This window comes from Pedococcus sp. 5OH_020 (genome assembly GCF_027812955.1).
Lineage (GTDB): Bacteria > Actinomycetota > Actinomycetes > Actinomycetales > Dermatophilaceae > Pedococcus.
In genome coordinates this window covers 234,022-260,468 of record NZ_JAPYZV010000006.1, presented here as the reverse complement: position 1 = coordinate 260,468, position 26,447 = coordinate 234,022, and the positions used below count along the sequence as shown (strand labels likewise).

Annotated in this window: 28 protein-coding genes and 2 tRNA genes; 7 read left to right on the top strand and 23 right to left on the bottom strand. The window is 71.3% G+C overall.

Going from position 1 to position 26,447, the window contains the following annotated elements:
- Nucleotides 1-16: 16 nt before the first annotated feature.
- The 9 genes from rnc to PHA84_RS13200 all read right to left on the bottom strand — a co-directional run bounded on the left by rnc (nt 17) and on the right by PHA84_RS13200 (nt 8,478).
- Nucleotides 17-820, bottom strand: a complete 804-nt coding sequence (rnc, locus tag PHA84_RS13240; protein WP_442952889.1) for a ribonuclease III — start codon at nt 818-820, stop codon at nt 17-19.
- A 17-nt stretch (nt 821-837) separates the two neighbouring features.
- Complete coding sequence (rpmF, locus tag PHA84_RS13235) at nt 838-1,032, bottom strand: 50S ribosomal protein L32 (RefSeq protein ID WP_270888583.1); 195 nt, start codon at nt 1,030-1,032, stop codon at nt 838-840.
- Between the two features lies 1 nt (nt 1,033).
- On the bottom strand, nt 1,034-1,630 hold the full coding sequence (locus tag PHA84_RS13230; protein ID WP_270888582.1) for a YceD family protein: 597 nt from the start codon (nt 1,628-1,630) through the stop codon (nt 1,034-1,036).
- A gap of 204 nt (nt 1,631-1,834) precedes the next feature.
- Nucleotides 1,835-2,332 (bottom strand): pantetheine-phosphate adenylyltransferase, encoded by a 498-nt coding sequence (coaD, locus tag PHA84_RS13225; protein ID WP_270888581.1) that lies wholly within the window; start codon nt 2,330-2,332, stop codon nt 1,835-1,837.
- A 39-nt stretch (nt 2,333-2,371) separates the two neighbouring features.
- The gene (locus PHA84_RS13220; protein ID WP_270888580.1) at nt 2,372-2,926 is read right to left on the bottom strand and encodes a hemerythrin domain-containing protein; all 555 of its coding nucleotides are present in this window, start codon (nt 2,924-2,926) and stop codon (nt 2,372-2,374) included.
- Nucleotides 2,927-2,996: 70 nt separating this feature from the next.
- Nucleotides 2,997-3,572: a 16S rRNA (guanine(966)-N(2))-methyltransferase RsmD gene (rsmD, locus tag PHA84_RS13215; RefSeq protein WP_270888579.1), complete on the bottom strand. Its 576-nt coding sequence runs from the start codon at nt 3,570-3,572 to the stop codon at nt 2,997-2,999.
- A 49-nt stretch (nt 3,573-3,621) separates the two neighbouring features.
- Entirely contained in the window at nt 3,622-4,398 is a 777-nt protein-coding gene (locus PHA84_RS13210; RefSeq protein WP_270888578.1) for an alpha/beta fold hydrolase, read from the bottom strand.
- Between the two features lie 154 nt (nt 4,399-4,552).
- On the bottom strand, nt 4,553-6,787 hold the full coding sequence (locus tag PHA84_RS13205; protein WP_333742313.1) for an ATP-dependent DNA helicase RecG: 2,235 nt from the start codon (nt 6,785-6,787) through the stop codon (nt 4,553-4,555).
- Between the two features lie 5 nt (nt 6,788-6,792).
- Nucleotides 6,793-8,478: a DAK2 domain-containing protein gene (locus PHA84_RS13200; protein ID WP_270888576.1), complete on the bottom strand. Its 1,686-nt coding sequence runs from the start codon at nt 8,476-8,478 to the stop codon at nt 6,793-6,795.
- 167 nt (nt 8,479-8,645) lie between these two features.
- On the opposite strand from PHA84_RS13200, the gene rpmB reads away from it, so the two are divergent.
- Complete coding sequence (gene rpmB / locus PHA84_RS13195; protein ID WP_056922510.1) at nt 8,646-8,840, top strand: 50S ribosomal protein L28; 195 nt, start codon at nt 8,646-8,648, stop codon at nt 8,838-8,840.
- Nucleotides 8,841-8,973: 133 nt separating this feature from the next.
- Here the strand turns inward: rpmB and thiL are convergent, their stop codons facing one another.
- Nucleotides 8,974-9,951 (bottom strand): thiamine-phosphate kinase, encoded by a 978-nt coding sequence (thiL, locus tag PHA84_RS13190; RefSeq protein ID WP_270888575.1) that lies wholly within the window; start codon nt 9,949-9,951, stop codon nt 8,974-8,976.
- Nucleotides 9,952-10,093: 142 nt separating this feature from the next.
- Between thiL and PHA84_RS13185 the strand changes: the two genes are divergently transcribed.
- Nucleotides 10,094-10,327 (top strand): Lrp/AsnC family transcriptional regulator, encoded by a 234-nt coding sequence (locus tag PHA84_RS13185; RefSeq protein ID WP_270888574.1) that lies wholly within the window; start codon nt 10,094-10,096, stop codon nt 10,325-10,327.
- A 4-nt stretch (nt 10,328-10,331) separates the two neighbouring features.
- A complete protein-coding gene (locus PHA84_RS13180) occupies nt 10,332-10,811 on the top strand; it encodes a DUF3515 family protein (protein WP_333742311.1) in 480 nt (159 codons plus the stop codon).
- 90 nt (nt 10,812-10,901) lie between these two features.
- On the opposite strand, the gene PHA84_RS13175 is transcribed toward PHA84_RS13180, so the two are convergent.
- Nucleotides 10,902-12,032 (bottom strand): D-alanine--D-alanine ligase family protein, encoded by a 1,131-nt coding sequence (locus tag PHA84_RS13175; RefSeq protein ID WP_270888573.1) that lies wholly within the window; start codon nt 12,030-12,032, stop codon nt 10,902-10,904.
- A gap of 74 nt (nt 12,033-12,106) precedes the next feature.
- Here PHA84_RS13175 and PHA84_RS13170 point away from each other — a divergent pair, with 74 nt between their 5' ends.
- Nucleotides 12,107-13,180 carry a trans-sulfuration enzyme family protein gene (locus PHA84_RS13170; RefSeq protein WP_270888572.1) on the top strand — a complete coding sequence of 358 codons (1,074 nt, stop codon included), beginning with the start codon at nt 12,107-12,109 and terminating at the stop codon, nt 13,178-13,180.
- Here the strand turns inward: PHA84_RS13170 and PHA84_RS13165 are convergent.
- Complete coding sequence (locus PHA84_RS13165; protein ID WP_270888571.1) at nt 13,177-14,175, bottom strand: NAD(P)H-dependent glycerol-3-phosphate dehydrogenase; 999 nt, start codon at nt 14,173-14,175, stop codon at nt 13,177-13,179. The two genes, PHA84_RS13170 and PHA84_RS13165, sit on opposite strands and share 4 nt — an antisense overlap.
- Nucleotides 14,172-14,861 carry a lysophospholipid acyltransferase family protein gene (locus tag PHA84_RS13160; protein ID WP_270888662.1) on the bottom strand — a complete coding sequence of 230 codons (690 nt, stop codon included), beginning with the start codon at nt 14,859-14,861 and terminating at the stop codon, nt 14,172-14,174. Before PHA84_RS13160 ends, PHA84_RS13165 begins: the two co-directional genes overlap by 4 nt.
- 192 nt (nt 14,862-15,053) lie before the next feature.
- Here PHA84_RS13160 and PHA84_RS13155 point away from each other — a divergent pair, with 192 nt between their 5' ends.
- Nucleotides 15,054-15,965, top strand: coding sequence for a hypothetical protein (locus PHA84_RS13155; protein WP_270888570.1), 912 nt, complete (start codon nt 15,054-15,056; stop codon nt 15,963-15,965).
- A 20-nt stretch (nt 15,966-15,985) separates the two neighbouring features.
- On the opposite strand, the gene murA is transcribed toward PHA84_RS13155, so the two are convergent.
- The 4 genes from murA to leuC all read right to left on the bottom strand — a co-directional run bounded on the left by murA (nt 15,986) and on the right by leuC (nt 20,555).
- Nucleotides 15,986-17,302 carry a UDP-N-acetylglucosamine 1-carboxyvinyltransferase gene (murA, locus tag PHA84_RS13150; RefSeq protein WP_270888569.1) on the bottom strand — a complete coding sequence of 439 codons (1,317 nt, stop codon included), beginning with the start codon at nt 17,300-17,302 and terminating at the stop codon, nt 15,986-15,988.
- Nucleotides 17,303-17,372: 70 nt separating this feature from the next.
- A complete protein-coding gene (locus PHA84_RS13145; protein ID WP_270888568.1) occupies nt 17,373-18,119 on the bottom strand; it encodes an HU family DNA-binding protein in 747 nt (248 codons plus the stop codon).
- Nucleotides 18,120-18,510: 391 nt separating this feature from the next.
- A complete protein-coding gene (gene leuD / locus PHA84_RS13140; RefSeq protein WP_270888567.1) occupies nt 18,511-19,104 on the bottom strand; it encodes a 3-isopropylmalate dehydratase small subunit in 594 nt (197 codons plus the stop codon).
- On the bottom strand, nt 19,104-20,555 hold the full coding sequence (gene leuC, locus PHA84_RS13135) for a 3-isopropylmalate dehydratase large subunit (RefSeq protein ID WP_270888566.1): 1,452 nt from the start codon (nt 20,553-20,555) through the stop codon (nt 19,104-19,106). Before leuC ends, leuD begins: the two co-directional genes overlap by 1 nt.
- 120 nt (nt 20,556-20,675) lie before the next feature.
- Between leuC and PHA84_RS13130 the strand changes: the two genes are divergently transcribed.
- Complete coding sequence (locus PHA84_RS13130) at nt 20,676-21,419, top strand: IclR family transcriptional regulator (protein ID WP_270888565.1); 744 nt, start codon at nt 20,676-20,678, stop codon at nt 21,417-21,419.
- Nucleotides 21,420-21,467: 48 nt separating this feature from the next.
- On the top strand, nt 21,468-22,061 hold the full coding sequence (locus PHA84_RS13125; protein WP_270888564.1) for a MerR family transcriptional regulator: 594 nt from the start codon (nt 21,468-21,470) through the stop codon (nt 22,059-22,061).
- Nucleotides 22,062-22,143: 82 nt separating this feature from the next.
- Here PHA84_RS13125 and PHA84_RS13120 read toward each other — a convergent pair.
- The 6 genes from PHA84_RS13120 to PHA84_RS13095 form a co-directional block, all read right to left on the bottom strand.
- Nucleotides 22,144-22,216, bottom strand: a tRNA-Glu gene (locus tag PHA84_RS13120).
- 107 nt (nt 22,217-22,323) lie between these two features.
- A tRNA-Gln gene (locus PHA84_RS13115) sits at nt 22,324-22,395 on the bottom strand.
- Between the two features lie 92 nt (nt 22,396-22,487).
- Entirely contained in the window at nt 22,488-22,925 is a 438-nt protein-coding gene (locus tag PHA84_RS13110; RefSeq protein ID WP_270888563.1) for a cyclic nucleotide-binding domain-containing protein, read from the bottom strand.
- Between the two features lie 70 nt (nt 22,926-22,995).
- Nucleotides 22,996-24,525, bottom strand: coding sequence for a glutamate--tRNA ligase (gene gltX, locus PHA84_RS13105; protein ID WP_270888562.1), 1,530 nt, complete (start codon nt 24,523-24,525; stop codon nt 22,996-22,998).
- A 93-nt stretch (nt 24,526-24,618) separates the two neighbouring features.
- Complete coding sequence (locus tag PHA84_RS13100) at nt 24,619-25,395, bottom strand: fumarylacetoacetate hydrolase family protein (RefSeq protein ID WP_270888561.1); 777 nt, start codon at nt 25,393-25,395, stop codon at nt 24,619-24,621.
- A 42-nt stretch (nt 25,396-25,437) separates the two neighbouring features.
- Nucleotides 25,438-26,391, bottom strand: a complete 954-nt coding sequence (locus tag PHA84_RS13095; protein ID WP_270888560.1) for a GlxA family transcriptional regulator — start codon at nt 26,389-26,391, stop codon at nt 25,438-25,440.
- Nucleotides 26,392-26,447 lie beyond the last annotated feature (56 nt).

Below are 26,447 nucleotides of genomic sequence, written 5' to 3'. Positions count from 1 at the left end.
GTATGTCGCGACTCACCTAGGAGGGCGAGCCCGCTGCGGCGTCCTCCGGGCTGACCGTCACGTCTGAGTCCCCACCGGCGTCGCCCGCGGCTAGGTCGCTGAGCGCGCGCCAGGCCAGCTCGGCAGCCTTCTGCTCGGCCTCCTTCTTGGAGCGCCCGGTGCCGGACCCGAGGACCTCCGCGCCCACGAGCGCCTGGGCGTGGAACGTCTTCGCGTGATCGGGCCCCTCCTCCTCGACCCGGTACTCGGGCACGCCCTGGGAGGTGGCGGCAGACAGCTCCTGGAGGCTGGTCTTCCAGTCGAGCCCGGCGCCGAGCGTCGCGCTCTGGGCCATCAACGGGTCGAGGAGATGATGGACCAGCGTGGCCGCCGCCGACATGCCCGCCGAGAGGTAGACCGTCCCGATGACCGCCTCCATCGTGTCGGCGAGGATCGAGGCCTTGTCGCGGCCCCCCGTGCTCTCCTCGCCACGACCGAGGAGCACCTGGTCGCCGACACCCAGGGTGCGCGCCACGTCGGCGAGGGCCCGCATGTTGACGACCGCAGCCCTGAGCTTGGCCAGCTGCCCCTCCGGCAGGTCCGGATGCGCGGCGTACAGGGTGTCCGTCACCACGAGACCCAGGACGGAGTCGCCCAGGAACTCCAGCCGCTCGTTGTTCGGGAGACCGCCGTTCTCGTAGGCGTAGGAGCGGTGCGTCAGGGCGCGCAGAAGCAGCGACTCGTCGATCGGGCTTCCCACCACCTCGGTGAGGTGGTGGGCGAACCCCTCGACGGGCCGCTGCGTCGCGCTGTCCCCGGCGGGGGACGCAGGAGAGGTCACGCGCGGTTCGGGTTCGCTCAGCCCTGGTGCTCGGTGCGCTCGGCCGGCGTGTAGTGACGGCCCTTGTAGGTGCCGCACGACGGGCAGGCCACGTGCGGCTGCGTCGGAGCCTTGCACTGGGGGCACGTGGTGAGCGTGGTCGCGGTCGTCTTCCAGTTCGCGCGGCGCGAACGGGTGTTGGAGCGCGACATCTTCCGCTTCGGGACAGCCACGTCAGTTCCTCTTCTCTTCGGTGTTGCTCAGGGTGGTGGTGCGGGAGTCGGCGGTCAGCGCGGTGAGCGCTGACCAGCGTGGGTCGATCACGTCGTGCCGGTGGCCGGGGTCGTCGGCCAGCCGCGCTCCGCACTCGGAGCACAGCCCGGGACAGTCGTCCCGGCACACCGGCTGGAACGGCAGTGCCGGCACCACGGCGTCCACGAGCACCGGCTCGAGGTCGAACAGAACGCCGTCGAGCTTGTGCTCCTGGGTCTCGCTGTCGTCGTCACCCACCTCACGGTGGTGTGCCACGCGGTCGGCGTAGGCGAACAGCTCCTGGAACTCCGCAACGACCTCGTGGGTGGCCGGGTCCAGGCACCGCACGCAGGCCCCGGTGGCGCGGGCGGTGACGGAGCCGGTGACCAGGACGCCCTCGACGACGGACTCGAGCCTCAGCTCCAGCTCGACCGGCGCCCCTTGCGGGACGGCGATGACGTCCGTGCCGAAGTCGACAGGGGCATCGACCGTACGCCGGAGGCGCTCCATCGAACCGGGTCGCCGACCTAGTGCCGTGGTGTCGAAGACCAGCGGCGATCGGGGGTTGAGGTGGTCCATGGCTCCAGAAGACGTCGAAGGATCGGCCTGCGCCAGACGAAGGACGTAGACCGACGCACGAGGTTACCCGAGCACGACCCCCTCGCCCAAATGCGAGCCGGGGCGTCCGGTCCGTCCGGGCCTGGACTGCCTCCTGCACCCGTCCCCTGGGCCGTCCTGCATCGTGTGCCCGTGCCTGTCACCGACCTCCGGTATGGCGCCGACTCAGTGCCCGTGGAGCCTTGCCGACAAGGCGTCACGCACCTCGTCGGCGACCAGGCCGCCGACATCGCCGCCATAGCGTGCGACCTCCTTCACCAACGAGCTGGAGATGTGCTCGAACCGTGGGTCCCCGGGCAGGAACACCGTCTCCACACCACTGAGGTGGCGGTTCATCAGCGCCATCGGGAGCTCGTAGGCGAAGTCGCTGCCACCGCGCACCCCCTTGACGATGGCGGCGGCGCCCAGCTCCCGGCAGACGTCCACAAGGAGCCGGTCGGCGAAGATCTCGACGCGCACCTGCGCAAGGTCGCCGCAGGAGGCCATGACCAGCTCCCGACGCTCCTGTGGGCTGAACGTGCCTCGCTTGGCCGGGTTGTGCAGGACGGCCACGACGACCTCGTCGTACAGCGCTGCCGCTCGCCGGATGACGTCCACATGGCCCAGCGTCACGGGGTCGTAGGAGCCTGGGCACACGCATCGCCTGGCCGCCGGAGTGCTCACAGGCGGCAACCTAGCAGCGCAGGTGCCGCCACACCGCTCTCACTCCTCGTCGTCGTCCGCAGGGAGCAGCCCCTCGCGATGGGCACGAGCCACGATCCTCCGCACGTTCTCCACGGCGCCCGCACCGTCGTCCAGCAGCCGGTTGCGCAGGGTCACCCACGCCGTCCCGAGGTCGCGCCGCACCTGCTCGGACACCTCGGTCCGGGCCGGGTTGAGGATGGTCTGCTCCTCCTCGCCGATGTGGTGGTTCAGAGCGGTGGCGAGCGCCTCGACGGCGTCGTCGAACTTCTGGGTGTCGGTGCCCTTGCACTCCAGGAGGGCGAGCAGCTTCTCGTTCCCCTCAGCGTGCTCCTCCTCACCGTGGTCGGCCTCCTCCTTGGTGATCGCGCGCTTGCTGTTCAGCTGGTTGTAGACCTTCTCCTCCTCCGCCTCCCCGTGGGCGATGAGGATGTCGGCGAGCACCGCGCGGGCGGCCTCGCGGTCCGCCGTGGCGTCACGCAGGTCGCGCAGCAGGCTCTCGAACAGGCGGTGGTCGTCCAGGATGAGGTCGACCACATCACCCTGGGTGGGTCGGGGGATGTCGTGGTGCGTCATGGCCCCAGCCTCTCACCTGCGGCGGTGCCACCCGTCCGGCCCATGGCGACGCGGCTGAACGGTCAGGTCGTCAGGCCACCTCGCCGGGATGCCGCCGACCCGCGAACCAGATCTTGGTCTCGCCGTAGCGGCGCTCGGCCTCGCGCTCCCACGTGCCGGGCCACCGGGGCTCCGGCGAGCGTGACGACCGCTCCACCACGACGAGGGCTTCGGGCACGAGCCACCCGTTCTCCACCAGCGCGGTGAAGTCGTCGGCGAGCGCGTCCTCGCTGAGGTCGTACGGCGGGTCGCTGAACACGAGCGTGCAGGGAGTGCCCGGTCGGCCCGCCAGGACGCGGGACACCGAGGAATGTCGTACCGAGATCCCGGGCAGTCCCAGGGCCCTTGCGTTCGCCTGGGTGACCTTTGCGGCGCCCCGGTCCGCCTCGACGAGTAGCACGCTCGCCGCCCCGCGGCTCGCCGCCTCGAGGCCCAGGGCTCCCGACCCCGCGTACAGGTCCAGAACGTGGGCGCCCCTGAGCACCTCCAGATGCTCCAGACGCGAGAACAGCGCCTCTCGCACACGGTCACTGGTCGGCCGGGTGTTCGGACCAGCCGGAGTGTCCAGCCGGAGCCCTCCAGCCCGACCGCTGATGATCCGGGTCACTGCGGCACCGTACAGCGCCGCGGCTGATGCTCCTGTGCGGCGCCGATGGTCAGGGCGCGTGGACGGTCGGGTCGTCGCGCAGCACGTCGAGCAGGAGGGCCAGGACGGCGTCGGGGCGCTCCAGGGATGGCAGATGCCCGGCCCACGCCAGCTCCACGGCGTCGGCACCCTGCACCTCCCGTGCCAGCCGGGCAGCGACGTCGCGGAAGAGCTGGAGGTCGTGGCCGCCGGACACGACGGTCGTCGGGACCGAGATGTCCTCGGGGCGCACCTCGACCGTGCGCTGCACCGGACGCGGGACCAGCACGTCGGCCGCCAGCTGTACCTCGAAAGCGCGCCGCTGCATGGAGGCCACGAGCTGGCGTGCCGAGTCGTCGCCCTCGGGGCCCAGCCAGGTCCGGACGTTGAGCTCGACCGCGCCGTCCACGTCGCCCGCCTCCAGCAGGCGCCCTTCCTCCTGGCCGAAGGCCAGGACATCGGGGGTCGGCTCGACGCCACGCAACGCGGTACACAGCAGCACGAGGGACGACACCCGTGCCGAATGCAGCGTGGCAAGCTCCAGCGCCACGCGGCCACCGAAGCTCGAACCCACGACAGCCGCATCGGTGATCCCCAGGCTGTCCAGCAGCGCGTCGAGGTCGTCTGCGTCCGCATACTCCTCGGGCGGCAACGGGGTCTCACCGAACCCGCGCAGGTCCGGTCGGACCACTCGGAAGCTGTGGCTCAGAGACGGCACGACCGGGTCCCACATACGGCGGTCAGCCACACCGGCGTGAAGCAGCAGGACGGCGCGACCGGAACCGTCGTCGTCATAGGCCAGCAGCACGGCCCCAGCGTATGGCGCGGTGAGCCTGCCGCCCAGGGGTGCGGCGGGCGCGTCACGAGGACTGAGCACCGAGCCAGACGGGGTCATGCTGTGGCCGCCCGCGGGATGCGCGGTCAGTGAAGGCCACCCGCGCTCGAAGAAGGCCGTGTGCCGCTCACCCGCGCTCGAGGAAGGCCGCCTGCTCCTCGTCGATGCGGTCCGCGACGGCCGCGGCCAGCTCCGGATGACGTGCCAGGAGCGGGTCGGCCTCGACGACCGCCACGGCGTCCTCGCGCGCCTGCTCCACCAGCTCCTCGTCGCGCAGGATGGACAGGAACTCGAGCTGGTTGCGCCCGCCGGACTGCCGGGAGCCCAGGACGTCGCCTTCCCGGCGCTGCTCGAGGTCGAGCCGGGCCAGCTCGAAACCGTCCGTGGTTCCCGCCACCGCGGCGAGCCGCTCCAGCGCGGTCTGGGCCTCCGTGTCGGTCATCAGGAGGCACAGACCCGGATGCCGTCCTCGGCCCACCCGGCCACGCAGCTGATGCAGCTGGGACACCCCGAAACGGTCCGCGTCCATGACGACCATCACGGTCGCGTTCGGCACGTCGACGCCGACCTCGATCACGGTGGTCGACACGAGCACGTCGATCTCACCGCCGCCGAAGCGTCCCATCACCAGGTCCTTCTCCTCCGGAGACAGCCGGCCGTGCAGCACCCCGATGTCGAGGCCCGCCAGCGCCGGCAGCCGCCGCAGCGCCGCCTCCACGGCGTAGACGCTGGCCCACTCGCGCGGCTCGGCCCTGTCCTGCGTGTCCTCCGACCTGTCCCGCAGGTCCTCCGTCCGGTCCAGGACGTCCTCGGGCTCGGGTGGCGTGTCAACGATCTCCTCCTCCTGCGGAGCGGCCCCACTCGGGCCGATGTCCACCGGACCGCCGATCCGAGGGCACACCACGTACGCCTGGCGGCCCTGCCGCGCCTCCTCGCCCACCCGTTCCCAGGTCCGCTCCACCCATCGCGAGTTGCCCCCCTGCACCAGGTGCGTCGCGATCGGGGAGCGACCGGCCGGCAGCTCGCGCAGCGTGGAGGTCTCCATGTCACCGAAGACGGTCATAGCCACAGTCCTGGGGATCGGCGTGGCCGTCATGACCAGCACATGCGGCGGCTGCTTTCCCTTCTCCCGCAAGGCATCTCGCTGCTCCACGCCGAACCTGTGCTGCTCGTCCACGACGACCAGCGCGAGGTCGAAGAAGGAGACGTCCTGCTGGATCAGCGCGTGCGTGCCGATGACGACGCCCGCGTCACCCGAGGCGACGTCGAGCAGCGCCTGGCGGCGCGCTGACGTGGGTTGTGAGCCGGTCAGCAAGGCGACCCGGGTGCCGATCTCGCTGCCGCCCAGCATCCCGCCCTCGGCGAGGTCTCCCAGCATCTGCGTGACGGACCGGTGGTGCTGGGCTGCGAGAACCTCGGTCGGCGCCAGGAGCGCGGCCTGACCTCCGGCGTCGACCACGGCCAGCATCGCCCGCAGCGCGATCACGGTCTTCCCCGAGCCGACCTCGCCCTGGAGCAGCCGGTGCATCGGTGTGTCGCGGGCCATCTCGCTGGCCAGCACGTCGCCCACCTCGCGCTGCCCCTGGGTCAGGTCGAACGGCAGACGCTCGTCGAAGGCGGCCAGCAGCCCCCCCTCCCGGGGACGCCGCGCGACGGTCTTCTCCAGTGCCTGCTCCCGCCGGCGCTTTGCCAGCACCGTCTGCAGGACGAAGGCCTCCTCGTAGCGCAGCCGCCGCCGGGACGCCTGGACGTGTGGCCAGTCCCGTGGCTGGTGGATCCCCCGCAACGCTTCCAGCCGGTCGGGCAGCCGTCGACGGCGGCGCACGTCCGCCGGGATGACGTCGGGCACGTCCCCGAGCTGGTCGAAGACCAGGTTGAGGCTGTCCACGATGGTCCAGTTCTGCAGCTTGGGGACGCGCCGGTAGATGGGGATCAGGCCGCGGTCCTTGTCCAGCCCCTCAGACTCCGGAGCAAGGATCTGGTAGTCGGGGTGCGCCAGCTGCCACTTCTGCCCGTACCGGCTCACCTCGCCGGCGAAGACGGCCCGCGCCCCGGGCACCAGCCGCTCCTCGTGCCCGTAGGGCTTGAAGAAGGTCACCTCCATGTCGAAGGAGCCGTCGGTGATGGTGACCGTCAGGATGCGGCCCCGGCGGTTCCTCATCGGGCGCGTGACCGCCTGCTTCACGTCCGCCACCACGACGACGTACTCGCCGACGTGAAGGGCCGACAGGTCGGCGTCCCTGCTCCTGTAACGCCGGGGCCAGTAGCGCAGCAGGTCGCCGACGGTGTGGAGGTCGCGTTCCTTGGCCAGGCGCGGAGCCGCCGTGGAGACCACCGCGGACAGGCGGGTGCTCTCGTCCACCACGCCTACTCGACTCCCACGAGCAGGGGGTAGTGCGGCTGCCCGCCGTCGATCACGGTCACGTCCACGTCCCGATGGGCCAGCTGGATGCGGCGGCCGACCTCGCCGGCGAGACCCTCCGGTGCCTGCGCCCCGCCGACCACCGTGACGAGCTCGCCCCCGCCGGCGAGGAGCCGTGCCACGACGTCGGAGCCGACCTCTGCGAGGTCGTGGCCGACGATGACGACGTCGCCGGCGACCGCGCCGAGCACGTCACCCGGTTGGCAGGGACCGGCGCTCGTCAGCGCCTGCTTGTCGGCCACCGCCACCGCGCCGTGCCGGGTCGCCGCCGCGGCATGGCTCATCTGCGCCGCGTTGCGGGCCGCGCTGAGGGTCGGGTCGAACACCGCGAGGGCCGCCAGCCCCTGCACCGCCGTGTGCGACCGCACGAGGTGCACGTCGAGGCCGTCCTGCTCCGCGGCGCTCGCCGCAGCCTGCGCCGCCATCTCGGTGTCCCGGTCGTTGGGCAGCATGATGACGGCCAGGGCATGGCAGGCGCGGACGGCGTCCAGGAGCTGACCGGCCGAGGCCCGCCGCCCGGGCCCGCTGGACACGACGACTGCGCCGGCCTGGGTGAAGACGTCGCGCAGCCCGGGACCAGCCGCGCAGGCCACCACCGCGACGCCCGTGGCGGGTCTGCGGTGCGCCAGCTGGTCGGCGAAGTGGGTCACCCGCACCCGGTACGGGCGCCCGGCATCCAGCCCGGCCTCGATGGCGGCCCCCACATCCTCCACGTGGACATGGACGTTCCACAGGTCCGGGCCGCCCACCACGAGGAGCGAGTCGCCCAGGTCGTCGAGGGTCTGGCGAAGCACCGCCACCCGCGCCTCGTCACTGTCCCGCAGCAGGTACATCACCTCGTATGCCGGACCGCCGGGGACGCCGTCCGGGACGCCCGCGGCGGCGTCGGTGCTCCCGAACGGGTGCACCACTGCGCCGACCTGGCCCCACTCCTTGCGACGACGAAGGGAGGGGTCGTCCGCAAAGGGCTCTATCCGCTCCCCCAGGTGGGCGCCGTCCTGATGGACCACCCGAGCCAGGGCCTCGAGCAGTAGGACGTAGCCGGCGGCGCCGGCATCCACGACGCCTGCCTGCTCGAGCGCGGGCAGCTGCGCGGTGGTCGCCTTCAACGCCCGGGTCGCCGCGTCGAGTGCACGCTCCGTCACGGCGACGAGGCCGTCGCCCTCGGCGGCCGTCCCGGCCTCTGCGGCCGCTCTCGCCACGGTGAGGATCGTGCCTTCGGTGGGCCGCGTCACACTCGCGTGGGCACGCTCGCTGGCTCTGCGCAGACCGTCGGCGATGACGGCGGCGTCGGCCGCCACTACACCGCTGTGCGCGACGGCCTCCGCAAACCCGCGGACGAGCTGGCTCAGGATCACCCCCGAGTTCCCCCGAGCGGTCAGGAGCATGGAGCGAGACAGGGCCGAGCACTCCTGCCCGAGGGTGGCGGTCCCCAGGACGCCGGCACGCTCGTGCTCGGTGCGGACCGCGTCGAGGGCGGCGTCGAGCGTCAGGTAGAGGTTGGTGCCGGTGTCGCCGTCCGGCACCGGGTAGACGTTGAGCGCGTCGATCTCCGCGCGGCGCGCGGCGAAGGCCGCCCGGGTGAGCACGGCCCACCGCCGCGCATCCACGGCGGAGAGGGCATCGAGCACGGTGGCAGGCTAGTCCCCGGTGCCGTCACCAGCCTCGTTTTGGCCGTTGCGCCACACCTCGGCTACGCTTGACCGGTTCCCGTGGACCTCTGCGTGGCTGGCCCGTGCCTGCACCGAGGAAGAGGGGGATCTCAGGTTTCGTACGCATCTAGTTCAGGAGAACACCCGTGGCTGCCAACTGCGACGTCTGCGGCAAGGGACCGGGCTTCGGTCACAACATCTCGCACTCGCACCGCCGCACCAAGCGTCGCTGGAACCCCAACATCCAGCGCGTCAAGGCGCTGGTGGGCGACGCGGGCGTGACTCCGAAGCGGCTCAACGTCTGCACCTCGTGCCTCAAGGCGGGCAAGGTCAAGCGCTGACCTGACTCAGCCCCCGGCATACCGAAGCCGGCCTCCCACCCGGGAGGTCGGCTTCGCTGTTCTCGCCCTCCTGCCGCCCCAACCCCGCCCCACCCTCCGGTTCGAGGGAAGCACGACGGTGGTCACCGGCGTTCTACCTCGAACCGGAAGGGTCGAAGTGGTCCCAGCCGCGGGGCTCCTGGGCTCGGCCGTCGAGGGTGATGCCGGAACCGGCCTCGACGCGGCCCAGCCGGCGCCAGCCCTCGGGCACTCCCCCGGGGAACGTCGCCAGCAGGCTGTGCTCCTCTCCCCCGGCCAGCACACAGTCCCACGCCGCGTCGCCGACGGCCGGCTCAAGGGCAGCGGCGTATGGCGCCAGCAACGAGCGTTCCAGGGCCAACCGCACCCCGCTGGCATCGGCGAGCCGAGCGCCGTCCCTCAGTAGGCCGTCCGACACGTCGAGCATCGCCGTGGCCCCGGCGACCGCCGCCTGGGGCCCCGCTGCCAGAGGGGCCCGCGGTCGCAGATGATGCTCGAGACACTGCTGCCTCGTCCCGCCGTGCCGCTCGTGGGGGTCCACGCCGGCGCGCAGCAGCGACAGACCCGCGGCGGAGCGGCCGAGCGTCCCGCAGACGGCCAGCACATCACCCGCGCGCGCACCGCTGCGTAGGACCGGCGGGCGGCCCTGAAGGTCACCGAGAGCCGTCAGCGACACGACCACGGTTCCCGGTCCGGCCGACGACAGGTCGCCCCCGGCCACGGCGACCATGGCCCCGCGGGCACCCTCGCCCAGCGCTCGCGCGAAGTCGACCGCCCAGTCCGCCGGGGTCTGCGGGTCGGCGATGAGGCTCACCAGGATGGAGGTGGGCACGGCGCCCATGGCGGCCACGTCCGCGAGGTTCTGCGTGAGCGCCTTGGCTGCCACGTCCGGCGCGGAGGACCACTCGTCCAGCCAGTCCCGGCCCCGAACCATGGAGTCGGTGGTGGCGACCACCGCCCCGTCGGACGCGAGCACCGCGGCGTCGTCGCCGGGCCCCACGAGGACCGCGTCATGCCCAACGAAGAACGGCAGGATCTGGGCCAGCAGAGCCGACTCGGAGACCTGCGCCAACGTGCGCCGGGCCGTGACCATCACTTGACCTCCTCGAGGCTCCCCGGGGGAGACGGGTGGGACACGGGCACGGTAGCGTCTGCCCTGGCCGCGGGCTCCGCCGCGGTCGGGTTCTCTCGGGACGCCGATGTCCCGGCCAACCGGAAAGCTGAGGTAGCTCGTGGTGGTGCAGGCCTACATCCTGATCCAGACCGAAGTCGGCAGGGCGGCGACCGTGGCCGAGGCCATCGCCGGCATTGCCGGGGTGGTCCTGGCGGAGGACGTCACCGGCCCCTACGACGTGATCGCGCGCGTCGAGGCCAACACCGTCGACGAGCTCGGCAAGCTCGTCATCGCCAAGATCCAGGACGTCCCCGGCATCACCCGTACCTTGACCTGCACCGTCGTCCACGTCTGACCTCGTGCTGCCCGGCGCCCGCCCCCGGGCAGGGCGCCTGACCACCGGCCTCCTCGTCCTCGGGGTCGCCGGTGGTGTTCTGTCCGCCTGTTCCAGCTCGGTGAGGGTCAGCCCTCCACCCCATGCCAAGGAGTGCGAGCCCGCCACGGCGAAGTGGCCTGCCACGGTCGGGGGCCGTGCTGCTCGCCCGGTCACCGTCAAGGCTCCCGCGGTGCGGACCGACGCCGCCGCCTGGGGCGACCCGGCGATCATCGCGACCTGCGGCTGGCCGGCCCTGGGGCCCACCGAGCAGGAGTGCCTGGCGGTAGACGGCGTCGACTGGGTCGCCGAGCCGCTGAGCGACGGGGTGAGGTTCACGACCTTCGGCCGCACCCCCGCCCTCGAGGTGCTCGTGCCCGATGCCTACAAACCGGAGCCGTTGCTGCTGCCGGCGTTCCGAGCCGTCGCGGAGGCGCTGCCCGGGAACGGACGTCGTTGCAGCTGACCGTGCCACTGATCGTGCCACTGATCGTGCCACTGATCTTGCCACTGACCTCGCCGCTGAGGTTGACGCTGCCGCTGTGGACGAGTGGGCCTAGCGCAGCCCGACAGGCCGGGTCAGCGCCAGCTGGATCAGCTCGTCGATGAGGTCGCGGTACGACAACCCGGTCGCCTCCCACATCTGTGGGTACATCGAGTGTGGGGTGAACCCCGGCATGGTGTTGATCTCGTTGATCAGCACCCGGCCGTCGTCGGTGTAGAAGCAGTCCACCCGTGCCAGCCCCTCGCACCCGAGCGCATCGAAGGCCGCACCGGCGAGTCGCTGTACCTCCGCCGCCACGGCGTCCGGCACCTTGGCGGGGCAGGAGAGTACGGCACCGTCGTCGAGGTACTTCGCCTCGAAGTCGTAGAACTCGTGCCCACCGGCGGCCGTCACCTCGATCTCCCCGACGAGCGACACCCGAGGGCCGTCCGTGCCGCGCCCCTGCAGGACCGCGCACTCGATCTCGCGCCCGACGATCCCCTGCTCCACGATGACCTTCGGGTCGTGCTCGCGGGCGAGCTCGACGGCTGCCTCGAGCGCCTGCGGCGTCGAGACCTTCGAGATCCCCATGCTGGAGCCGGCGCGCGCAGGCTTGACGAACACCGGGAACGACAGCGCGGAGACGGCGTCCAGGGCCGCTGCTCTGTCCCGCGTCCACTGGGCGTCCGTGATGACGGCGTACGGTCCGACGGGCAGCCCGGCGCCTGCGAACAGCACCTTCATGAAGTGCTTGTCCATGCCCGCCGCTGACGCGAACACGCCGGACCCGACATACCGGATGTCGGCCAGCTCGAGCATTCCCTGGATGGTGCCATCCTCCCCGAACGGGCCGTGCAGCAAGGGGAACACCACGTCGACCTCGCCGAGGCTCCGGGGCACCTGCTGCGGCTCGAGGGCGGTCAGCGTCCGGTCCGTTGTCGCCAGCGGCACCACGACGCCGGCACCGTGCCCGGCCACCTCGGGACTGCGTTCGGGCGTCAGGCTCAGCAGCTCGGGGTCCGCGTCTGCCAGCACCCAGTGGCCGTCCCGCGAGATCCCGACCGGGATGACGTCGTACGCCTCACGGTCGATGGCGCCCATCACGCCCGCCGCGGTGGCACAGGAGACCGCGTGCTCCGAGGAGCGGCCGCCGAAGACGATGGCGACGCGCGGTCTGCGAGGTGCGGGCTGGTCCGTAGTCATCGCGGCCGAGCGTATCCCGACCGCTCGGCGGGCAGGGCGCGCGGCACGCTGCACCACCCGCCTACGCTGACCGCGTGACGCATCAAGACCTCTCCCCCGCCACCCGCCTGGTCTCCCTCGGACGCCAGGAGCGCATTCCCGGCGCGGGGGTCAACGCCCGCCTGGAGCTCTCGTCGACGTATGTGGCGGATGGACCGGTGAACTATGCCCGGGCTGGGAACCCGACGTGGTCGGCCTTCGAGGAGGCGCTCGGCTCTTTGGAAGGCGGGGACGCGCTGGTCTTCGCCTCGGGGATGGCGGCGGTGGCCGCAGCGCTCTCGCTCGTCGACCACGGCGGCGTCGTAGTCGCGCCCCGGTCTGCGTACAACGGCACGGTTGCCACGCTGCTCGACGCGGAACGCGACGGACGCTTCGAGGTCCGCTGGGTCGACCCGGCGGACACCTCGGCGACAGTCGACGCCGTCGAGGGGTCGGACCTGGTCTGGCTGGAGTCGCCCAGCAACCCGCTGCTGGAGGTGGCCGACCTGACAGCGCTGGCCAGTGCTGCGTCCCGCGCGGGCGCGATCTCGGTGTGCGACAACACCTTCGCCACGCCGCTGGTCCAGCGCCCCCTCGCCCTCGGCGTGGACGTCGTGGTGCACTCCGTGACCAAGTACCTCAGCGGCCACAGTGACCTGATCCTCGGCGCCACGGTCACGGGGGCCGGCGACCGCGGTCGCAACCTGCACGACCGCCTGTCCCATCACCGGCTTCTGGGCGGTGCGATCGCGGGCCCGATGGAGACCTGGCTGGCGCTGCGCGGCCTGCGCACGCTGCACGTCCGGCTGGAGCGGGCCACGGCCAACGCGCGCGAGCTCGCCGACCGGCTGGCGCGACACCCACACGTCCAGCGGGTGCGCTACCCCGGCTTCGGCGCCATCGTCTCGATCGAGGTCCCGGGAGGAGCCGACGGAGCCGAGCGCGTGGCCGGCGCGACGCAGCTGTGGACGCACTCCACCAGCCTCGGTGGCGTGGAGTCGCAGATCGAGCGCCGACGCCGCCATCCCGCGGAGCCGGTCGCCGTACCGCAGGAGCTGCTGCGGCTCTCGGTAGGGATCGAGGACGTCGAGGACCTCTGGGCGGACCTCGACCAGGCCTTGGTCGGCTAGTCCGTCTCGTTCTTCAGCGCCCGCAGCATCAGCGCGCCGACGACCTCCGACGGTGGCCGCCCGTCGTGCACCACGGCTGCCACCTGCTCGATGATCGGCACCTGGACGCCGTTCTTGTCGGCCAGCTGGAGGATCGACTCGCACGACTTCACGCCCTCCGCCGTCTGGCGCGTCACCGCCACGACCTCCTGGACGGTCATCCCGCGGCCGAGGTTCAGCCCGAAGGTGCGGTTCCGCGACAGCGGCGACATGCACGTCGCGATCAGGTCGCCCACCCCGGCAAGCCCGGCGAAGGTCATCGGGTCGGCGCCCAGGGCCAGGCCCAGCCGTGTGGTCTCGGCCAGGCCTCGGGTGATGATCGAGGCCTTGGAGTTGTCGCCCATCCCCAAGCCCTCCGCCATGCCCACCGCCAGTGCGATGACGTTCTTGACGGCACCGCTCAGCTCGGTACCGACGACGTCGGTGTTGGTGTAAGGACGGAAGTACGGGGGGTTGGAGGCCTGCGCGACCATCTCCGCCACGTCCTCGTCGATGCACGCGACGACGCTCGCCGCGGGCTGCCTCATCGCGATCTCCTTGGCCAGGTTGGGGCCTGACACGACCACTATCCGCTCGTACTCGACGTCGCCGACCTCGGCGATCACCTCGCTCATCCGCTTGGTGGTCCCCAGCTCCACGCCCTTCATGAGCGAGACGACTGCGGCCCGCCTGGGCAGCACCTCACGCCACGTCGCCAAGTTCTCCCGCAGCGTCTGCGAGGGCACGGCCAGCACGACGATGTCGGCGCCGGCGCAGGCTTCCTGTGGGTCGGTGGTCGCCGAGATGGTGCGCGGGAGCTCGATGCCGGGCAGGTAGTCGTCGTTGCTCCCAGCGTTGACCTGGTCCACGACCTCCTGACGCCGTCCCCACATCCGCACGGAGGTCCCCCCGTCGGCCAGCACCGCGGCGTACGCCGTGCCCCAGCTGCCGGTGCCGAAGACCGCCGCGGTCGTCATGCGCTCTCTCCCTGCTGTCGTCGGAACTTCCCCGTCTCGGGCAACCCGTGACGGCGGGAGTCGAACCGTTCGAGCGGCGCCTTCTCGCCACGGAGCTTCTCCAGCTCGGTGGTGATCGCAGCCATGATCCGGTCGGTGGCCTCGCGCAGCACGGCGCCCGTCAGCGGGCGGTCGTACAGGTCGCTCAGATCCACCGGCGGTCCAGCACTGACCTGCATCGTCTTGCGGGGGAACAGCCGCGGACTCTTCGCATACGGCTCGAGGAGCTCCTGCGGGCCCCACTGGGCCACCGGGACCACCGGGCAGCGGGTCGCGAGGGCGATGCGTGCGGCGCCGGTCTTGCCCACCATCGGCCACATCGCCGGGTCACGCGTCAGGGTGCCCTCCGGGTACACCCCCACGCACTTGCCCTCGTTGACCGCCGCGACGGCTGCCCGGAAGGCATCCGCCGCCTGGCCGGTGTTGCGGTACACGGGAATCTGCTGGGCACCGCGCAGGATCGCTCCGACCACCGGCACACGGAACACTCCCTCCTTGCCGAGGAAGAACGGAGGGCGTCCGTTGTCCACGAGGAAGTGCCCGAACGCCAGCGGGTCGACGTGGGACAGGTGGTTCGGCGCGACGACGAACCCGCCCGTCGCCGGCAGGTTCTCCGCCCCGCGCCAGTCGCGCTTGGTCAGGACCATGAGCAACGGCCGGACGATCGCCACGACGAACCGGTAGGCGAACGGCAGGCTGCGGCGGGTGCCACGGGCGGTCACGAGGGCTCCAATGCGGCGAGGACGGCGAAACGGGTCGGTCTGGCCATGTGAATGAGCATCTTCCCGGCTCCTGGGGGCGGTGTCGAGGCACCTCGCCATCGCTGGCACGATCGGGTCGTGTCCACGTCATGGCGGCTGGTCCTGCCGGTGAAAGGGGGAAGGGCGGCGAAGTCCCGCCTTCACCCACCGTCGGGAGTCGCGCGCGTGGACCTGGCCCTCGCCATCGCCGCCGACTGCCTGGCTGCGTGCACCGCCGCCCTTCCTCCAGGTCACGTCTTCGTCGTCAGCTCGGACCGGCAAGTCCGGGCACTGGCGGGAAAGTATGGTGCCGTCCTCGTGGCGGATCCCGGTGCAGGCCTCAACGCCGCGGTGACGGCAGGCGTGGCCGCTGCGGGCACTGCGGGGGCGACCCGTGGGGCGGCCGCCGCACCAGCGGGGCTCGCGGCGGTCGCCGGCCTCGGTGAGCCGACACCCGTCGCCGTCCTGCTGGCAGATCTCCCCTCGGTTCGCCCGGACGACGTCGTGCAGGCGCTGACGGCGGCCGCGGCCCACGATCGTGCGGTCGTCCCCGACGCCTCGGGTGAGGGCACGGTGGTGCTCAGCGCCAAGGACGGCAGACGCCTCGTCCCCCGCTTCGGCCCCGGGTCGGCGGCACGTCACGCGGCATACGGGCACGTGCGCCTCGAGCTGGACCTGCCGCGGCTGCGCACCGACGTGGACGACGACGTGGCGCTGGCCGCCGCGATCCGGCTCGGGGTCGGGGCGGCGACCCGAGCAGTGCTGCAGTCGGGTCCAGCTACGCTGGCCGCCATGCAAGGCACCGTCCACCGCTTCGACAGCACCACCGGGGCGGGCTCGGTGCTGCTCGACGACGGGCGCGAGGTCCCGTTCAGTGCAGAGGTCTTCGCGACCAGCGCCCTGCGTGGCGTGCGTCCAGGACAGCGGTTGAGCATCACGACCACGGCAGGCGACGACTCCGTGTCAGCGCTGTGGATCGTGGGCATCGGGGACGACCAGGTCATCGCGTAGCCCCGCCGGGCCGCCGCGGCTCAGCCGACCTGGTAGTCCGCCCCCAGGGCGTCGAGCTTCTCCGAGAAGCGCTCGTAGCCGCGGTAGATCAGCTCGATGCCGTGGACCTTCGACTGCCCTTCCGCCGCGAGCGCGGCGATGAGGTAGCTGAAACCCCCGCGCAGGTCCGGCACGGTGATCTCGGCGCCTTTGAGGGGCGTCGGTCCGGACACGACCGCGCTGTGCCGGAAGTTGGCCCTGCCGAAGCGGCACGGCGACCCGCCGAGGCACTCGCGGTAGAGCTGGATCACGGCGCCCATCTCCTCGAGCGCGTCGGTGAAGCCGAGCCGGTTCTCGTACACCGTCTCGTGGACGATCGACAGGCCGCTGGTCTGGGTGAGGGCCACGATGAGCGGCTGCTGCCAGTCGGTCATGAACCCGGGGTGGACGTCGGTCTCCAGGACGAGCGAGCTCAGCGGGCGACCGCCGTGCCAGAACCGGATCCCCTCGTCGTCGATGTCGAAGTCCCCCCCGATCTTCCGGAACACGTTGAGGAACGGCATCATGGCCTGCTGCTGAGCGCCCCGGACGTAGATGTCGCCCTTGGTGGCCAGGGCGGCACACGCCCATGAGCCGGCCTCGATGCGGTCCGGGATGGCGAGGTGGTCGTAGCCGCCGAGCCGGTCGACGCCCTCGATCTTGATGACGCGGTCGGTCTCCACACTGATGACCGCCCCCATCTTCTGGAGGACCGCGATCAGGTCGAGGATCTCGGGCTCGACGGCGGCGTTGCGCAGCTCGGTGACGCCCTGGGCGCGCACGGAGGTCAGCAGCACCTGTTCGGTGGCGCCGACGCTGGGGTACGGGAGCTGGATGCGCGTCCCCTTGAGGCCCTCAGGGGCGGTGAGCCGCAGGCCCTCAGGACGCTTCTGGACGTCGGCACCGAACTGGCGCAGCACGTCGAGGTGGTAGTTGATCGGGCGCTCGCCGATGCGGCAGCCGCCGAGGTCGGGGATGAACGCCTCGCCGAGCCGGTGCAGCAACGGCCCACAGAGCAGCACCGGCACCCTCGAGGACCCGGCGTGCGCGTCGATGTCGGCGACGTGCGCCTGCTCGACGTTGGTCGGGTCGAGGACCAGCTCTCCGTCCCGCTCGGTGGAGTCGATGCGGACGCCGTGCAGCTCGAGGAGCCCGGACACGATCTTGACGTCCGAGATCTCCGGCACCCCGCGCAGCCTGCACGGACCCTCAGCCAGCAGCGCCGCGACCATGGCCTTGGAGACCAGGTTCTTCGCCCCGCGGACCTCGAGGTCTCCGACCAGAGGGGCGCCGCCGTTCACGGTGAGGATGTTCGTCATGGCGCAAGCATCCCAAACGACGTCAGAGGCCGACACCCCGAGGGGTGCCGGCCTCCGAGGCGCTGCGGAGTCAGGCCTTCTTGGCCGTGCGCTTGCTGGCGGTCCTGCCGGTGGCCGACTTGGCGGGGGTCGTCCTGGCTGCCGTCCTCTTCGCCGGCGCTGCCTTCGAGGCGGTCTTCGCGGTTGCCGACTTCGCCGTGGACTTCGTGGCGGTCGTCTTGGCCGTCGTCGTCCTGGCTGCCGTCTTCGTGGCGGGCGTCGCCTGGGCGGCCGACTTGGCCGTCGTCTTCTTCGCGGGAGCCGACTTGGCCGTCGTCGCCTTCGCCGTCGTCGCCTTCGCCGTCGTCGCCTTCGCCGGCGCCGACTTGGTGGCGGTCTTCGCCGTCGTGGCAGCGGACTTCTTCGCCGGCGCGGCCTTGGTGGCGGTGCTGGCCGTCGTGGCCTTGGACGCGGTGGCGGTCTTCCTCGTGCCGGCCGAGGCGGTCTTGCTCGCCGACCCGGCGGCCGCGCGTGCCCCCGCGACGGCAGCCTTGGGCAGCGACCGCGGGTTCTTCACGACCTCCTTGAAGGCCGACCCTGCCCTGAACTTGGGGACGACGGTCTTCTTGATCTTGACGGAGGCGCCGGTGCGAGGGTTGCGCCCGGTGCGGGCTGCACGAGCGGCCTGCTCGAAGGTGCCGAAACCGGTGATGGCCACACTGCCGCCCTTGGCGACCTCGCGGATGACCACGTCGACGACCGCGGTGAGAGCGTCGCTGGCGGCCTTGCGGCTGCCGAGCCGCGACTCGAGCTCCTTGATGAGTTCTGCCTTGTTCACGTCTACCCCTCCGAAGGGTCTGGTGACGCCGGGCCCCTGAGCCCGACGAGGTGAGCGGCCGAGCCGATGCCCGACTTGAGACCGACGTTAGGGCGCAAGAGCGTGCGAGTCCACCATCCGGGCACCTTGATCCATTGTGTCGCAACGGATTCAGGCCTCCGCGCAGCGCGATGGGCAGCCCGCCACACTGTCGAGCGCGACCATCGGCCGCCGCGAGACGATCCGCTTGGGATTGGAATCCCTTGCAGGACAACGGATCTCGATGCGCTACGTCCGCCAACGAGGCGGACGTCCGACCCGTCACGGGTCCCCAGGCGACCAGAACGCGACTTCCCGTGCCGTCAGGGGCATTTCGTGCGTGTCGCGGCCACCCGAGACGGCGAGCGGCGCGTCAGCCGACGGTGGTGGAGGGCTTGTACGCCGGGCGGCGGCCCTCGAAGTCCGTCACGTCCTGCTCGTGGCGCAGGGTCAGGCTGATGTCGTCCAGGCCCTCGAGGAGCCGCCAACGGGTGTAGTCGTCGACCTCGAACGGCGCCACGATGTCGCCGGCCGTGACGGTTCGGGACACCAGGTCCACGGTGACCGACGAACCGGGCTCGTTCTCCAGGTACTTCCAGATGAGCTCGATGTCGTCCTGGGCCACCTGCGCTGTGAGCAGCCCCTGCTTGCCACTGTTGCCGCGGAAGATGTCCGCGAACCGGGACGACAGCACGACGCGGAAGCCGTAGTTCATCAGGGCCCACACGGCGTGCTCGCGGGAGGAGCCGGTCCCGAAGTCCGCGCCGGCCACGAGGACCGAGCCGGCGGCATACGCGGGGTGGTTCAGGATGAACGTCTCGTCCTTGCGCCAGGCGGCGAAGAGCCCGTCCTCGAAGCCCGTGCGGGTCACCCGCTTCAGGTAGACCGCCGGGATGATCTGGTCGGTGTCGACGTTGCTGCGGCGCAGCGGAACACCGATGCCCGTGTGGGTGGTGAAGGCCTCCATCAGCTGCGCTCCTTGCTCGCGCCGACGCCGGCGTCGACGTCCGCGTCGACACCCTCGTCGGCCAGGTCTGCCGGGCTGGACAGGGTTCCGCGCAGTGCAGTGGCCGCCGCGACGAGCGGGCTGACGAGGTGGGTGCGGCCGCCCTTTCCCTGCCTGCCCTCGAAGTTGCGGTTGGACGTCGAGGCGCTGCGCTCACCCGGGGCGAGCTGGTCCGGGTTCATGCCCAGGCACATGGAGCACCCGGGCAGGCGCCACTCCGCCCCCGCGGCGGTGAAGATCTCGTCGAGCCCCTCCTCCTCCGCCTGGAGCCGGACGCGCGCCGAGCCGGGCACCACGAGCATCCTCACGCCCTGGGCGACCTGGCGGCCCTTCACGACCCCGGCTGCGGCGCGAAGGTCCTCGATGCGCCCGTTGGTGCAGGAGCCGACGAACACCGTGTCGACCCTGATGTCGCGCAGCGGTGTGCCCGCGGTGAGGCCCATGTACTCGAGGGCGTGACGCGCCGCGGCCTTCTCGTTGTCGTCGCCGAGGGCCTCGGGGTCCGGGACGGAGTCACCGAGGGGCAGGCCCTGAGCCGGGTTCGTGCCCCAGGTGACGAACGGCGTCAACGTGTCTGCGTCGAGGTGGATCTCCTCGTCGAACACCGCGTCCTCGTCCGTGCGCAGCAGCTTCCAGTCCTGCACGGCGCCGTCCCACTGCTCACCCTCGGGCGCGTGCTCGCGACCGCGCAGGTAGTCGAACGTCGTCTCGTCGGGGGCGATCATGCCGGCCCGCGCACCCGCCTCGATCGACATGTTGCAGACGGTCATGCGAGCTTCCATGGACAGGGCCCGGATGGCGCTGCCGCGATACTCCAGGACGTAGCCCTGGCCGCCGCCTGTGCCGATCCTGGCGATGACGGCCAGCACGATGTCCTTGGCGGTCACCCCCGGCTGCAGGGTGCCGTCGACGTTGATCGCCATGGTCTTGAAGGGCTTGAGCGGCAGGGTCTGGGTGGCCAGGACGTGCTCGACCTCGGAGGTCCCGATGCCGAAGGCGAGCGCGCCGAACGCGCCGTGCGTGGAGGTGTGCGAGTCACCACAGACGATGGTCATCCCAGGCTGCGTCAGGCCCCGCTGGGGTCCGACGACGTGCACGATGCCCTGCTCTGCGTCGCCCATCGGGAACAGCCGCACGCCGAACTCCTCGCAGTTGCGGCGCAGGGTCTCCACCTGGGTCCGGCTGACGAGGTCGGTGATGGGTCCCGGCGTGGTGGGGACGTTGTGGTCCTCCGTGGCGAGGGTCAGGTCAGGCCGGCGCACCTTCCGTCCCGCCAGCCGCAGACCGTCGAAAGCCTGAGGGGAGGTCACTTCGTGGATGAGGTGGAGGTCGATGTAGAGCAGGTCCGGCTCGCCCTCGGCGCGTCGCACGACATGCGACTCCCAGACCTTCTCCGCCAACGTTCCGGACACGTCTCCCACTTCCTCCGCATTCGACTCGGGCGCGCGCGACACTGCGCCGTCCCCCGAGGTTCGCACGCGGGACACGCCCACGGATTTGCGTCTCAGGCAATGAGACGTCAATATCAGTGCATGGACATCACGAGTGGGGTCGGAGTTCTCGACAAGGCGGCCATCGTGCTCGGCGCGCTCGAGGCCGGCCCCTCGACGCTGGCGCAGCTCGTCTCCGCCACCGGACTGGCCCGTCCGACGGCGCATCGCCTCGCGGTCGCCCTGGAGCACCACCGCCTCGTCACCCGAGACCTGCAGGGCCGCTTCGTGCTCGGGCCTCGTCTGGCGGAGCTCGCGGCGGCAGCGGGCGAGGACCGGCTGCTCGCCGCGGCGGGTCCGGTGCTCGGGGCGCTGCGCGACCACACGAACGAGAGCGCCCAGCTGTTCCGGCGCCAGGGGGACCATCGCATCTGCGTGTCGGCCGCCGAGCGTCCGGTGGGCCTTCGCGACTCCATCCCGATCGGCGCCACCCTGTCCATGCTGGCCGGGTCGGCCGCCCAGGTGCTGCTCGCCTGGGAGGAGCCGGACCGCCTGCACCGCGGGCTGCACGGTGCCAAGTTCACCGCGACGACGCTGTCCGGCGTCCGCCGGCGCGGATGGGCCCAGAGCGTCGGTGAGCGCGAGGCCGGGGTGGCCTCCGTCTCCGCCCCCGTGCGGGGGCCCTCAGGGCGCGTGGTGGCCGCTGTCTCGATCTCCGGCCCGATCGAGCGGCTCTCCCGCCAGCCGGGGCGACTGCACGCCGCGACCGTCATCGCAGGCGCCAACAAGCTCACCGAGGTGCTGGCGCGACACCACGCCCAGCAGCAGCAGCAGAACCACGCCTGACCCCACCCTGGCCGACCGCGGGTCGGCCCGTGGATAGTGTCACTACCCATGCGGATCTCCGAGCTGTCCGAACGCAGCGGCGTCGCGGTGGCCACCGTCAAGTACTACCTGCGCGAGGGGCTCCTCCCCGCGGGACGCAGCGTCGGAGCCACGCGGGCGGAGTACGACGAGACCCATCTGGCGCGCCTGCGCCTCGTCCGGGCGCTCGTCGAGGCGGGCGTCTCGGTGGCGCAGGCCAGGCGCGTCATGGAGGCACTGGACTCGCCGCCGACCTCTCGCCACGACCTCCTCGGCAAGGCCCAGTACGCCCTTCCCGCCCCCCATGCCGACGTGGAGGTCAGCCCGGAGGTCCGCAGTCTGCTGGTGGACCTGGGCTGGAGCGTCTCCCCTGACGCCCCCGCTCTGCACTCCTTGACCGGGGCCGTCGAGGCGGCCCGGGCGGCCGGGGTGCCCGTGTCCCCCACGACCCTGCGCTCGTATGCGCGGGCCACCGAGGAGATCGCCCGCGTGGACCTGGCGAGCGTCCCCACCGACGACCTGGCCTCCGCGCTGCACCGGGTCGTCGCCGGGACGGTCCTCGTCGACCCGGTGCTCGCCTCTCTGCGACGGCTGGCGCAGGAGCACTTCAGCGGCACCGGCTGACGGAGGCGCGGCCGGACACGGCGAAGAGGTCGCGAACGCGCAAAGGTCCCCGTCCGGATCGGACGGGGACCTTTCCACAACGTAGCCCCGACGGGATTCGAACCCGCGCTACCGCCTTGAGAGGGCGGCGTGCTAGGCCGCTACACAACGGGGCCCTAGCTGGTCCACTCGGTGCCGTACGGCTCCCGGGCAGCGGAGGAAACCATACCGAAAGGTGACTGGATCTCCGAATCGGCGTCTGTCACAAGGACGTGCGCCTGAGCTGGGGTACCAGGACTCGAACCTAGAATGACGGTACCAGAAACCGTAGTGTTGCCAATTACACCATACCCCAAGGGGGTATCACTTCCCGCGCCCGGAGGCCTTGAGGACGTGAACCGAGAGCCGATACTACCGGTCGCGCGAGCACGTTCCCAAATCGGCGCTTCAGCGGGCGACCGCTGCCTCCCCCGCGTCCAGCGTGCGGATCCTGGCGCAGAGCGCCCGCAAGAGCGAGTGCGCCATGCTGGGGTGCCGGTCCACCAGTGACCAGAAGTTGAGTGGCGAGATCGTGAAGGTGTCCAGCCCCTGCTCCCCGGCCGTCAGCGTGGCACTGCGGCCGAGGCCGTCGATCACGGAGATCTCACCGAAGTAGTCCCCCTGCCCCAGCTCGGGACCGCGCTCCACCCCGTTGACCGTCACGGTGGCGGAGCCTCTGAGTATCACCTGGAGCCCGGCGTCGTCGCTGCCCTGGCACACCGCCCGGTGACCGCCGGGGGTATGGATCGTCGCTCCGGCCTGGATGAGGTCGGAGATGAGCGTCTCGGGCAGCCCCGAGAAGAGGTCGATGTCCGCCAGCACGTCCGAGAGCGTCCGTTGGGCCATGAGGCCCCCCTTCCATGCGTAGGAGACCACGATGGCGGCAACGCAGGGGCCATGGCAACGGCTGGAAGGACTACCTCTCGGCCAGCGCGTCCCGCAACCTGCTCAACCGGGCGAGGGTGGACGTCTTCCCCAGGATCTCCATCGACTCGAACAACGGCGGGCTGATGCGCTGCCCGGAGACGGCCGTGCGCAGCGGCCCGAACGCGAGCTTGGGCTTGATGCCCATCCCTTCGACGATGGCAGACCTCAAGGATGCCTCGATCGCCTCCGCGTTCCAGCGGGAGCCCGATGCGAGCAGCCCCTCCCGCGAGTCGTCCAGGTCCGACAAGGCCTCGAGCGCGGCGCCCAGGACCGCACCGGAGTCCTCCTTGAGCTGGGCCCGGGCGTCGTCGGCGACCTCGATCTCGTCGTCAGCGGAGTAGAAGGGCGCGACCAGGGCCGTCGCCTCGGACAGGAGCACCATCCTCGTCTGGATCAGCTCGGCCACCCTGCCCAGCCGCGCGAGCTGGCCCAGGCTCGGCTGCGCGGGCAGTACGCCGTCCCGCTGCAGGTAGGGAAGCAGCCGCGACGCGAGCTGTCCGACCTCGAGCCGGCGAAGGTAGACGCCGTTGAGCCAGTCGAGCTTCTTGAGGTCGAAGATCGGACCGACGGGGTTGACCTTGCGCCAGTCGAAGTCCTTGCTGAACTCCTCGAAGCTGAACACCTCGACGTCCTCGCCGTCCTCTCCGGCCTTCGGCGGGTAGGCCAGCAGGGCGAGGAAGTTCACCAGAGCCTCGGGCAGGTATCCCTGCTCCTGGAACCAGGTCAGCCGGGCTGCGGGATTCTTGCGCTTGGAGATCTTGGACTTGTCCGGGTTGCGCAGCAACGGCATGTGCGCCCACTGCGGCGGCTCCAGGCGGAGCCAGCGGTAGAGCAGGATGTGCTTGGGGGTGCTGGAGATCCACTCCTCACCACGGACCACATGGGTGATGCCCATCTCGTGGTCGTCGACCACGACAGCCAGGTGGTAGGTCGGGAAGCCGTCCGCCTTGAGGATGACCTGGTCGTCAGGCCTCGGCGCCGACACGCGCCCCCTGATCAGGTCGTCGAAGGAGAGCTCGACGTCGTCGGGGACGAGCATCCGTACCACCGGGGTCGGGGTGTAGCCGGGCAGCTCGGCCCGCTCAGCCTGCGTCCTGCCGTGGCACAGACGGTCGTAGCCGGTGGGCTGCTTCGACTTCTGCTGGACCTCGCGCATCTGCGCCAGCCGCTCGGTGGAGCACCAGCAGTGGTACGCCTTCCCGTCGGCCAGCAGTCGCTCGACGTACGGCCGGTAGGTCTCCAGCCGCTCGGACTGCCGGTAGGGGGCGTACGGGCCGCCGACGTCAGGCCCCTCGTCCCACTGCAGCCCCAGCCAGTGCAGCGTGTCGAAGACCTGCTGCTCGCTGTCCTCGCGGAAGCGCGCCCGGTCGGTGTCCTCGATCCGAAGCACGAACCTGCCACCCTGCTGGCGCGCGAAGGCGAGGTTGAACAGGGACATGTAGGCGGTGCCGACGTGCGGGTCACCGGTGGGTGACGGCGCAACGCGCAGCCGTGGGGCGGTGGGGGCGTGGTCGCTCATGGTTCCCCGATCCTAGTGACCCCATGCCTCACCCACAGGGGCGCCCAGACCGCTCCCAGACCGTCCCAGACCGACCCTCGGCCGCCGTCGTCCTCAGCGGCGCACGAAGGTGTTGGTCAGCGTGCCGATCCCCTCGACCTCGACCTCGACGCGCTGGCCGGCCTCGACGAGACCCACGCCGGCGGGCGTCCCGGTGAGGATGACGTCGCCCGGCAGGAGGGTGAACGCGGCGCTGGCGTACGAGACCAGGGTCGGGACGTCGAAGACCATGTCGGCCGTCGTGCCGTCCTGGCGGGTCTCGCCGTCGAGCGTGCTGCGGACCGCCAGGTCGGCCACGTCGAGGTCGGTGACGATCCACGGGCCGAGGGGCTTGGACGTGTCGAAGCCCTTCGCCCGCGCCCACTGCCCGTCGTCGCGCTGCCAGTCCCGAGCGGTGACGTCGTTCGCGCAGGTATAGCCGTAGACGACCTCGGGCACCCGCTCGGGCGGCACGTCCTTGGCGATCCGGCCGATCACCACGGCGAGCTCGGCCTCGTACGACACCTCGCTCGACCCGGCCGGCAGGACGATGGGGTCCCCAGGGCCGACGACGGCGGTGTTAGGGACCAGGAACATCATCGGCCGGGCCGGCGGCTCGCCGCCCATCTCTCGGGCGTGGTCCGCATAGTTGCGGCCGATGCCGATCACCTTGCTGCGCGGGATCACTGGCGCCAGCAGGCGGACCTGCTCCAACGGCACGCGCTCTCCGGTGAAGACGATCGGCTGGTAGAGCGGGTCGCCCTGGACCTGCGCCACGACCTCCTGCCCCGGGTCGCCCTCGACGACGCCGTAGGACGGGTCCTCACCGGTGGTGTATCTCGCGATGCGCACGCCCCCGAGCCTATCGGGGCTCTCGTGCGGCCGCCCGGGACGTCAGCGGGCGGAGAACTCCCGGCGGTAGCGCTGCGGCGAGGTCCCGACCACGCTCTGGAAATGGCTGCGCAGGAGGGCAGCCGAGCCGAAGCCGCTGTGGGAGGCCACCGACTCGACCGGCAGGTCGGTCTGCTCCAGAAGCTCCCTGGCGCGCAGCACCCGCTGCTGGACCAGCCACTTGTGCGGCGTCGTCCCGGTCTCGGCGACGAAGCGGCGGGCGAACGTGCGCTCCGACATCATCGCCAGCCGGGCGAGGTCGGGGACGGTATGCGGGGCGTCGAGGTTCTCCGCGATGTGGTCCAGCACCGGTTGGATGCTCTCGCAGTCCGTCTGCGGCAGCGGGGCCTCGACGTACTGGCGCTGACCCCCGTCGCGCTGCGGCGGGACGACCATCCGCCGGGCGATGCGGGTCGCAACCGCCGATCCCAGCTCACGACGTACCAGGTGAAGGCACGCGTCGATCCCTGCCGCGGTACCCGCTCCGGTGATGATCGACCCCTCGTCGATGTAGAGCACGTCCATGGACACCCTCGTCCTCGGGAACCGCCGAGCCAGCTCCTCGGCATACCGCCAGTGGGTGACCGCAGAGCGGCCGTCGAGCAGGCCGGTAGCGCCGAGCAGGAAGGAGCCGGTGCAGATGGACAGGATCGTGGCGCCCTGCGCGTGCGCGTCCCGGATGGTCTGCAGCAGCTCGGGCGGGTACTCCTCGCGGACACCTCCGGCCGGGATGACGACGAGGTCGGCACCCACGGCGTCGGACCACGGGTGCGAAGCGACGTACTGCCCGCCGCTGGTCGTCGGGACGGGGACACCGGGGCTCTCCCCGCAGGTGAGGAAGGTGAACGGCGGCACGCCGTCATCGGTGCGGTCGATCCCGAAGACCTCGCAGGCGACCGACATCTCGAACATCGCCATCGGGTTGGTCACCAGGGCAGCGACCTTGGAGAGCGCCATACCGGCAGTATGGCAGAAAACTTGCCTTTGGCGTCACTTCTGCCACTGGTGGCGGA

Excerpts from the sequence above, each read along its gene's own strand:
- PHA84_RS13230 (WP_270888582.1), bottom strand. The coding sequence starts at position 1,630 with ATGGACCACCTCAACCCCCGATCGCCGCTGGTCTTCGACACCACGGCA.
- PHA84_RS13220 (WP_270888580.1), bottom strand. The coding sequence starts at position 2,926 with ATGACGCACCACGACATCCCCCGACCCACCCAGGGTGATGTGGTCGAC.
- thiL (WP_270888575.1), bottom strand. The coding sequence starts at position 9,951 with ATGGTCACGGCCCGGCGCACGTTGGCGCAGGTCTCCGAGTCGGCTCTG.
- PHA84_RS13175 (WP_270888573.1), bottom strand. The coding sequence starts at position 12,032 with ATGACTACGGACCAGCCCGCACCTCGCAGACCGCGCGTCGCCATCGTC.
- PHA84_RS13165 (WP_270888571.1), bottom strand. The coding sequence starts at position 14,175 with ATGACGACCGCGGCGGTCTTCGGCACCGGCAGCTGGGGCACGGCGTAC.
- PHA84_RS13160 (WP_270888662.1), bottom strand. The coding sequence starts at position 14,861 with ATGGTCCTGACCAAGCGCGACTGGCGCGGGGCGGAGAACCTGCCGGCG.
- murA (WP_270888569.1), bottom strand. The coding sequence starts at position 17,302 with ATGACGAACATCCTCACCGTGAACGGCGGCGCCCCTCTGGTCGGAGAC.
- leuD (WP_270888567.1), bottom strand. The coding sequence starts at position 19,104 with ATGGAGGCCTTCACCACCCACACGGGCATCGGTGTTCCGCTGCGCCGC.
- PHA84_RS13130 (WP_270888565.1), top strand. The coding sequence starts at position 20,676 with ATGGACATCACGAGTGGGGTCGGAGTTCTCGACAAGGCGGCCATCGTG.
- PHA84_RS13125 (WP_270888564.1), top strand. The coding sequence starts at position 21,468 with ATGCGGATCTCCGAGCTGTCCGAACGCAGCGGCGTCGCGGTGGCCACC.
- PHA84_RS13110 (WP_270888563.1), bottom strand. The coding sequence starts at position 22,925 with ATGGCCCAACGGACGCTCTCGGACGTGCTGGCGGACATCGACCTCTTC.
- gltX (WP_270888562.1), bottom strand. The coding sequence starts at position 24,525 with ATGAGCGACCACGCCCCCACCGCCCCACGGCTGCGCGTTGCGCCGTCA.
- PHA84_RS13095 (WP_270888560.1), bottom strand. The coding sequence starts at position 26,391 with ATGGCGCTCTCCAAGGTCGCTGCCCTGGTGACCAACCCGATGGCGATG.